General features: G+C 52.6%; 8 protein-coding genes. 2 read left to right on the top strand and 6 right to left on the bottom strand.

Features of this window, described 5'->3' with window-relative positions:
* The first annotated feature begins 32 nt into the window (after positions 1-32).
* Positions 33-2,375 (top strand): PilZ domain-containing protein, encoded by a 2,343-nt coding sequence (locus CAG65_RS10605; RefSeq protein WP_161453603.1) that lies wholly within the window; start codon positions 33-35, stop codon positions 2,373-2,375.
* Between the two features lie 30 nt (positions 2,376-2,405).
* Here the strand turns inward: CAG65_RS10605 and serB are convergent, their stop codons facing one another.
* Complete coding sequence (serB, locus tag CAG65_RS10610; RefSeq protein WP_161453604.1) at positions 2,406-3,386, bottom strand: phosphoserine phosphatase; 981 nt, start codon at positions 3,384-3,386, stop codon at positions 2,406-2,408.
* Positions 3,387-3,502: 116 nt separating this feature from the next.
* On the opposite strand from serB, the gene CAG65_RS10615 reads away from it, so the two are divergent.
* Positions 3,503-4,114, top strand: coding sequence for a YtjB family periplasmic protein (locus tag CAG65_RS10615; RefSeq protein WP_021705954.1), 612 nt, complete (start codon positions 3,503-3,505; stop codon positions 4,112-4,114).
* Positions 4,115-4,190: 76 nt separating this feature from the next.
* On the opposite strand, the gene deoD is transcribed toward CAG65_RS10615, so the two are convergent.
* From deoD to CAG65_RS10640, 5 genes are all read right to left on the bottom strand, one after another.
* On the bottom strand, positions 4,191-4,910 hold the full coding sequence (gene deoD / locus CAG65_RS10620) for a purine-nucleoside phosphorylase (protein ID WP_021705955.1): 720 nt from the start codon (positions 4,908-4,910) through the stop codon (positions 4,191-4,193).
* A gap of 88 nt (positions 4,911-4,998) precedes the next feature.
* On the bottom strand, positions 4,999-6,219 hold the full coding sequence (deoB, locus tag CAG65_RS10625) for a phosphopentomutase (RefSeq protein WP_161453605.1): 1,221 nt from the start codon (positions 6,217-6,219) through the stop codon (positions 4,999-5,001).
* A 55-nt stretch (positions 6,220-6,274) separates the two neighbouring features.
* Positions 6,275-7,603 carry a thymidine phosphorylase gene (deoA, locus tag CAG65_RS10630; protein ID WP_161453606.1) on the bottom strand — a complete coding sequence of 443 codons (1,329 nt, stop codon included), beginning with the start codon at positions 7,601-7,603 and terminating at the stop codon, positions 6,275-6,277.
* Between the two features lie 92 nt (positions 7,604-7,695).
* Positions 7,696-8,472 (bottom strand): deoxyribose-phosphate aldolase, encoded by a 777-nt coding sequence (deoC, locus tag CAG65_RS10635; protein ID WP_161453607.1) that lies wholly within the window; start codon positions 8,470-8,472, stop codon positions 7,696-7,698.
* A 259-nt stretch (positions 8,473-8,731) separates the two neighbouring features.
* The gene (locus CAG65_RS10640) at positions 8,732-8,902 is read right to left on the bottom strand and encodes a XapX domain-containing protein (RefSeq protein ID WP_021705959.1); all 171 of its coding nucleotides are present in this window, start codon (positions 8,900-8,902) and stop codon (positions 8,732-8,734) included.
* Between the last annotated feature and the right edge of the window lie 121 nt (positions 8,903-9,023).

Raw genomic sequence — 9,023 nt, forward strand, 5'->3', positions numbered from 1 at the left:
GTCATATAGTAAGGACACTCTAACAGAAAAATATGCAGCAAACCGAAATTCTCTCGCTCGCAGAGCAGCTGATCCCTGCCTATCAGGCAGACGACTTTGACTTCGTGCTTTCACAACTGACCGAAGGACATTCGCCTGCCTTTCGCCTGCTGGTCAAAATGGAACTGAACCGGATTATGGCCCCCTGCTCACGAGCCATCGACTTACGCGGCCGGGTTCAGGGTGAGTGCCGTGAGTACCTGTTGGACGGTCTGTCGCACTGGCTTGATGATGTGGCGTTCAACGCCTATCACAAAAACATCAAAAAATTCGGCGCTTATACCGAAGGCGTGTGGGAGGCGATGCAGAACACCCACAATAATTTCCGCATCATGCAGCAGCGCGGTCAGCGTTCAGATCGCGAGCTTACCAGCGCCAAAAGCCCGTATGAGCTGGAGCCCGTTACGCTCGGCTATGACCTGAAGCGCAAAGAGAACCGGCTCAAACTCTCTTCTCAAGTGGAAATCATCCTGCCCAGCGCCCAGTTGGTGCATGGGGTGAGTGTGGATCTGTCCGCTTCCGGCGCACGCTTTAAAGTACCAACCGCGTTCAACTATAAACTCGGTGAGATCATCACGGTTCAATTTGTTGAGCTGAGTAAGAGTTCAACGGTGGACGGGATTGCCAAGCCGTTTCAATACCGGGTGGTTGGCATTGATGACTCGTACGACAACGACGCGGTAAAATTTCTGCGCACCATCCGCCTGACCGAATCCAAAGCCATTGAACTGGCGATCATTGAAGCACTGCACAGTGAATCGCAACGCGCCCGTCACGACAATCAGGATAAAATCATTCGGGCCCGTACTCGCGGGTTTGAACACACCTACCTCAAGCACACCTGCAACCTGCCGCTCTTTTTCAGTGGTAACGAACTCAAACTGGTACTGATGACGGAGAACAATCAGCCCATCTGGCAGTACTGGCACGACGAACGCAATCAGCAAGCCCTGAGCAGCCTGTTCAATGCACAGCGTATGGACTTACTGACGCGTCCGGGCATGCGCGGTAGCAACAATATGCTCTACTCATTCACCCACGAACATCAGGATAAGAGTCTGTTCTTCTCGATGATGATGCCGGAGGCCACTCGAGAAGAGCGCCAACTGTTCTGGCATGTCGGCGCTAAGCGCGAGAGCTGGAAAGCTTTCCGTTTATCGGTGTTTGAACTGTCGGAAGAGGAGCGTCAGGAACTCAGCCAACACGCGACGGAGTTGTCTTTGGCGACCGAGTCACTGACTCACTGCGGTATTTTGCAGGAAATCGCCAATCATGAAGTAGCACACGACTATCTGCTGTCTGACAAACCGCGCCTGGATGCCAACGCCTTGAAAAAGTTCTGCCACTCGCGCCAGAGCACCAACCAGCCACTCAGTCTTTACTTTGATGCCCGCTCGCGGCGCAAAGAGCCGCGCTATCAGTTTCAGTCACCGTTAGAGCTGAGGTTCCAGCAACAACTCATTGCCGGTAGCACACTGGATATCTCGAAACGCGGACTATTTGTGGACCTGACGGAGCGGCTCAACGCGAAAGTGGGTGACAAATGCTACATTAATTTTCACGAGTTACAGCTGTACGACAAAGAACTGCCGCTGACCCGGGTGCCTTACCGGGTGATCCGTATCAGTCCGGAAGGACAGCGCGTGCAACTGGTGATTGAAGATACCCGGGAAACCGCCAAAACCGTCACCTTCCTCAACCGGTTGATTGAACATAACCTGGATAAACTGACTGCCAAACAGGAACTGCTGCCCAGCAATGCACTGCTGGAGAGTCTGCATCATGTGTTGCTGGATAAAATGGTCTGCTCGCCAATTTTTGTCGAAAAGCGCGCCGCGACGCTTTGCCCGAGAATGATTGGGGTCAATTACCCGCTCCAACCCTATCTGGCATTGTTTGCCAAACTCGGCCATGACCACAAACTGTCGTTAGAACCGGTCTTCAAAGGACGCAGCAGTACCTTGTTATCACAACCAATGAAACGGATTGATGGTGCGGAGCCGCAATACCATGAAATTTATCTGGCTGCGATCAAGTTCGGAAGCCGGATTCAGTCGGTTCAGACCAAACTATTGAGTGAGTTTACCAGCACCAAAGAGCGGATTGAGTTTATCAAGAATGCACAAAATTTCGGTGAGTTTTATGCTTTGCGACTCTCCGGGGTGCCGGTCTTTGACCCCATGACCGAACTACTGCGCAAAGACATCGCCGAGCTGGCGCCGATCAGCCTGTTTCAGGCACGGACGCTGGAAAAGGACATCAACGCCATCGCCGGTTATGGCGAGATCGTAGATATCACCGAAGAGGTGTTGATCAGGCTCGAACTGACACGTTAAAAAAAGCGAGGCTGAGCCTCGCTTTTTTGTTTAAGGCTGACGCTTCCAACTGATTTTCTGTTGCTTGACCAGCCCGGCAGATAAGATACACAACACCCCACCGAGTCCGCTGTAACGCACAGCAGACTGAGCCTGAGCTTCCACTTTCGGTTTGGCATGATACGCCACGCCCAAACCGGCAGCTTTCATCATCACCAGATCGTTCGCCCCATCACCGACCGCCACCGTGTTGTGCGCTTCTATCTCATACTGATCGGCAAGCTGTTCGAGAATGTCCGCTTTCGTCTGCGCCGACACGACATCACCGACGACCTTGCCCGTCAGCTTACCAGCAACGATTTCTAATTGATTGGACTGCGCATGATGCAGACCCAGCGTTTGCTTGAGATGATCGGAGAAATAAGTAAAGCCGCCCGAAGCGATCGCGGTTTTCCAGCCCATGGCGTTGAGGGTGTTCACCAACTCGGGCAGATCCGGCATCAAGGGCAAATCGCGGCGTACGGTGTCTAGGATGGCTTCATCCGCTCCTGCCAATTTGGCCACGCGCTGACGCAGACTTTGCTCAAAGTCCAGTTCCCCGAGCATTGCCCGCTCGGTCACTTCCGCCACTTCTTCCCCCACGCCAGCCAGCTTGGCCAGCTCGTCAATGCATTCGATCTGAATCGCGGTCGAGTCCATGTCCATCACGATCAACCCCGGTTTAGACAGATCCGGAATATCATTCAGCCAGGCATAATCCAGCTCCATAGCTTGGAGGATTTTCTCATGCTCGCCCGTCAGCTCGCCTTCCATCAGAGCAACTTCGTAGGGCCCAACCTTCCAACAATCCACTACTGCGTTGTAATAACCGGTAAAGAAGTCGATGTCATCAAACAGCTCTGCGGTCAGGTAGCCGCCAAACACTATCCAGTTGGCACGCTGTTTGTCATGCAACGTGGCGCGGCGGGTTTCTGGTAAGCGGTTCACCAATGAGGAATAGCGCCTGATCGGCAGTGTCGTTAACTTTTCCATGTTTGCGGTTCCGTATCCGAATTTTTGTTAAATCTTCTGAAACGTTAACCTATTGCAATTTAACTACGCAAGTCTCAATATGAGCGAAAACCAAAATTATTGTGGTTAGGAATATTATGGACTCTTCACTTTTTTCGTTTCGAGTCGCCCTCCGGGTCCTGATTGTTCTGTCCCTGATCGCCATGATCGGTGTGATCGCCGTTAACAGCGTCAAAATCAGCAAAGGCAACGAGAAGATCCAGAACAATCAGTTGGAAACACTGACCAAGGTTCTGATCTCTCAGGCATCATTGTCCGCTGGTGACATGATCGTCCAGCAGGATCAAGAAGGCCTGCTCAAACTGACGAACCAACTGGCGAAAGATAATCTGGTGTTTGACGCGACGATTTACGATGCCGAAGGTGTACGACTGGCGGCCAGTGATGATGCTTTATCCGCCCGTGAAGTTCTCGGACTGGATACCCCGCTGGCCACGGCCCGCATCGGCCGCCAACAACTGGTGGAGCCGGTTTTTCACGAGAATAACCTGATCGGTTTTGTGCGTGTTACGTTTGAGACTGGCAAAGTAACGGCGATTTCAGATCACTATTACCGTAAAAGCGATCGCTACATGTACACCATGATCCTACTAAGCTTCATCATCGGTCTGCTGCTGCCGCTGGTGATCCGACGTAAGAAAAAAGCCAAAGGGGAAAACCTGCTGCTGCGCGACATTCTGCCGCACTAACGTCAAATTTTTCAGAGACAAAAAACCTCAGCCATGCAGCCATGGCTGAGGTTTTTATCGTTGAGAGCCGGTAATCTTACTGCTTATCACCCAACAATACGGAGTCGAGAGCGATCACCATCATGTCGTTGAACGTGGTTTGGCGTTCATCTGAGGTGGTTTGCTCACCCGTTTTGATGTGGTCAGAGACAGTACAGATGGTCAGCGCTTTCGCGCCATACTCGGCGGCGACACCGTAGATGCCTGCCGCTTCCATCTCTACACCGACAATGCCGTATTTATCCATCACGTCAAACATGTCAGGATCCGGCGTGTAAAACAGCTCTGCCGAGAACAGGTTACCGACCTTCACTTCAATGCCACGTGCCGTTGCCGCTTCCTCAGCTGCTTTCACCATCTTGTAGTCTGCAATCGCCGCGAAGTCGTGGCCTTTGAAACGGATACGGTTCACTTTCGAATCGGTACACGCGCCCATGCCGATCACCACATCACGCACTTTAATGTCTTCGCTGACCGCACCACAGCTACCGACGCGAATGATTTTCTTCACACCGAAATCTTTGATCAGCTCAGTGGCGTAGATAGAGCACGACGGAATACCCATACCGTGCCCCATGACCGACACTTTACGACCTTTATAAGTACCAGTGAAACCGTACATGTTGCGCACATCACACACCTGCACTACGTCATCCAGAAACGTTTCCGCTATGTATTTCGCCCGCAATGGATCGCCCGGCATCAGTACAACATCCGCAAAAGCACCCATTTCAGCATTGATATGTGGAGTAGCCATTGTTTATTCCTTTCTTCTGAGTCGCCGGGAGTGTTGCCCGGCGTTCGATTCATTTCCAGGCGGCCTCTGCTCGTGGCCGCAGCTCGTATTACAGGAAGTTCTTACCGTAATCCATCGCTGAGGTTCCGAAATAGGACGCCAGCGACTGACCGATGTCGGCAAATGAGTCACGACGGCCCAACGAGCCCGGTGCGACTTTCTTACCGTAGACGATCACCGGGATATGTTCACGGGTATGATCAGTGCCAGGCCAGGTTGGATCGCAGCCGTGGTCGGCCGTCAGGATCAGCACGTCATCGTCTTGCATAATGTCCAGCACTTCCGGCAGACGCTGGTCAAAGTACTCCAGCGCGGCGGCGTAGCCTGCAACATCACGGCGGTGGCCGTACGCCGAATCAAAATCAACGAAGTTGGTGAAGACAATCGTATTGTCGCCCGCCGCCTGGATTTGTTCGACCGTTGCGTCGAACAGTGCCGGAATACCGGTCGCTTTCACTTTCTTGGTGATCCCACAATGAGCGTAAATATCGGCAATCTTACCAATAGACACCACATCGCCCTGCTTCTCATCCACCAGTTTTTGCAGCACGGTAGCAGAAGGTGGCTCAACAGACAGATCACGGCGGTTGCCAGTACGCTCGAATTGCCCTTTACCCGGGCCGATGAACGGACGCGCGATCACACGCCCAATGTTGTAATCTTCCAGCTCTTCACGTGCGATCTGGCAAAGATCCAGCAAGCGATCCAGGCCGAAAGTCTCTTCGTGACAGGCAATTTGGAACACCGAGTCCGCAGAGGTGTAGAAGATTGGCTGGCCCGTCTTCATGTGCTCTTCACCAAGATCGTCCAGCACCTGAGTACCAGACGCGTGGCAGTTGCCAAGGAAACCATCCAGTCCGGCACGCTCCAGGATGCGGTCTGTCAGGGCTTTCGGGAAGCTGTTTTGTTTGTCGGTAAAGTAGCCCCATTCAAACAACACAGGTACGCCGGCAATTTCCCAGTGGCCTGACGGCGTATCTTTACCTGACGAGAGCTCTGCCGCATGCGCATACGCGCCGATGATGTCCGCGTTCTGCTCCAGACCTGGTGCGAAACGTCCAGTGGACTCTTTGTGCGCCATCGCCAACCCGAGCTTGGACAGGTTTGGCAACGTCAACGCGCCCTGGCGCTGCGCATTGTCGGCCTCACCGGCCGCACACTGATCGGCAATATGACCCAGCGTGTCTGAACCAACATCCCCAAATTGCTCTGCGTCTGCAGCGGCACCGATCCCAAAGGAGTCCAGGACTAAAATAAATGCTCTTTTCATTGCTTGTTCCTCAGGCTCACCGGACACGTCAGCGACCGGTGGGCCTTGTTGATGTTTATACGTCTTCAGCGCGGATTTGACGGTATACGTCTGGGGTTGCTGTGTACTCTCCCCCCACCTTAATCGCCGCTTTCAGAGCCTTGGCCGCTTCCTGCCACTGCTTTTCAGTTCGTGCGTGGATCATCGCCAGAGGCTTGTCGGCACCGGCCGTTTCGCCAAGGCGAATAAAGTGATCAAACCCGACAGCGTAGTCGATGCTGTCGGTCGCCACACGGCGGCCGCCCCCCATCGCCACGACAGCCATACCAATCGCGCGGGTGTCCATCGCACTGACAACTCCGGATTGTTCAGCGTACACCGGCTTAATAATCTCGGCTTTTTCCAGATAGTTGTCGTAATGTTCAATAAAGTCTTTCGGACCACCCAGGCCCGCGACCATTTTGCCAAAACACTCAGCCGCTTTGCCGTTATCCAGCACTTGTTGCAACTTAGCGCGCGCATCGTCGCTGTCTGTGGCCAGTTTGCCCAGCACCAACATCTCAGCACACAGTGCCATGGTCACTTCCAGCAGACGAGGATTACGGTATTCCCCCGTCAGGAACTGCACGGCTTCACGTACTTCAACCGCATTGCCCGCCGATGACGCCAGAACCTGGTTCATGTCCGTCAGGATTGCCGTGGTCTTAGTGCCGGCACCGTTAGCCACTGCCACAATCGACTTGGCCAGCTCTTCCGACGCCTCATACGTCGGCATAAAGGCTCCGGAGCCGACTTTGACGTCCATGACCAGAGAGTCCAGACCCGCGGCCAGTTTTTTCGACAAAATCGATGCCGTGATCAGTGAGATGTTATCCACAGTCGCAGTAATATCACGTGTGGCGTAGACCCGTTTGTCTGCCGGAGCAAGATCGCCAGTCTGGCCAATAATCGCCACGCCAGCATCCTTCGTCACCTCACCAAACACATCATTGGTCGGTGTAATGTTGTAACCAGGAATCGCTTCCAGTTTGTCCAGCGTTCCGCCGGTGTGACCCAAACCACGGCCAGAAATCATAGGCACAAAACCGCCACAAGCTGCGACCATTGGCCCCAACATTAGCGATGTCACATCCCCCACACCACCGGTGGAGTGCTTATCCACGATCGGGCCAGAAAAGTTCATGTGGCTCCAGTCGATGACCATGCCCGAATCGCGCATCGCACACGTCAGTGCAATCCGCTCATCCATGGTCATCTCGTTGAAGAAAATCGTCATCGCGAAAGCAGCGATCTGCCCTTCCGAGACCGTATTTTTCGCCACGCCCTGAATAAAGAAATTGATTTCGTCGGCGGTAAGAACTTCGCCATCGCGTTTTTTGCGGATAATTTCCTGAGGTAAATACATTAGTGCCTCCCAAGCTCTGAGTGCAGAGCCATGGTATGTAGGATAAGAGGTAAGATGGTGAGCGCTCGCTCACCATCGTTCAGACGTTAGTCTCAGTACGCTGAAGGGTCAGCGACCTGGTCCGTTACTTCTAATGTATTCAGTAGATTTGTTAGCAGGCTTGAAGCACCAAAGCGGTAGTGGCGCGCGTCAACCCAGTGATCACCCAGGATGTCATCGGCCATTGCCAGGTACTGTGCTGCGTCTTCAGCAGTGCGAACACCGCCTGCAGGCTTAAAGCCTACTGTTTCCGCGACACCCATGTCACGGATCACTTCCAGCATCATGCGGGCGTATTCCGGTGTAGCGTTCACCGCCACCTTACCGGTTGAGGTTTTAATGAAGTCCGCACCGGCTTCAATACAGATTTGTGACGCTTTCTTGATCAGCGCTTCTTCTTTCAGCTCACCCGTTTCGATGATCACTTTCAGCAAAATATCGCCACACGCTTCTTTACACTGTTTTACCAGCTCGAAACCCACTGTCTCATCACCGGCCATCAACGCGCGGTATGGGAATACAACGTCAACTTCATCCGCACCGTAAGCAACGGCAGCTCTGGTTTCAGCAACAGCGATATCAATGTCATCGTTACCATGTGGGAAGTTCGTGACCGTTGCGATACGAACGTCTGGTGTACCTTGCTCACGAAGTGTCTTCTTAGCAATAGGAATAAAGCGAGGGTAAATACAGATTGCAGCAGTGGTACCTACCGGTGTTTTAGCATCGTGACAAAGTTGGATGACCTTGGCATCAGTGTCATCATCATTCAACGTCGTCAGATCCATTAATTTAAGTGCGCGTAGCGCGGCTGCTTTTAAATCGCTCATTTCTATCTCCGATCAATATTCAAAAATTTTACCCTTCAGCCTCACTGATATGGTGATATGGCTGAACAGTCATTAATGAACGGACTTGGTTCCCTGAAGACTCGGCATATACAGCGAATACATGCCAATTGCTATCCTTGTCACCGCACAGTACCAGTTTGGTCTATGGCACAACAATCTGCGATTGCGGTGTCTAACGTGTATATCGGGCAGACGAATCCACCACCAGCGCCAATCATACTCCCTGTATAAATCCGCGCTAGCTAAAAAACTTCTCAATGATCCATTGATACGTCACGCCACCTAAGTATACCCCGACAATTCCCATCACTCCGGCCAACACAGGCGGGGCAGGAACAGGCAACTTGATGACTGAAAACAAGACTCCAACCACGAACCCGGCAAAGGTTGCGAGGATTACGTCATGCATCGTACTGACCCGCTTTTCTCTACGTATATACAGCTGCTTCTTATACACATCTTCCGCTGCCCCCGCAACACCTTCGGCGAGACTTCAAGATTTCCGCGGCTCACAACAGAAAACATTATCA

Origin of the sequence: Vibrio sp. V39_P1S14PM300, assembly GCF_009904765.1 — a bacterium.
Taxonomy (GTDB): Bacteria; Pseudomonadota; Gammaproteobacteria; order Enterobacterales; family Vibrionaceae; genus Vibrio; species Vibrio proteolyticus.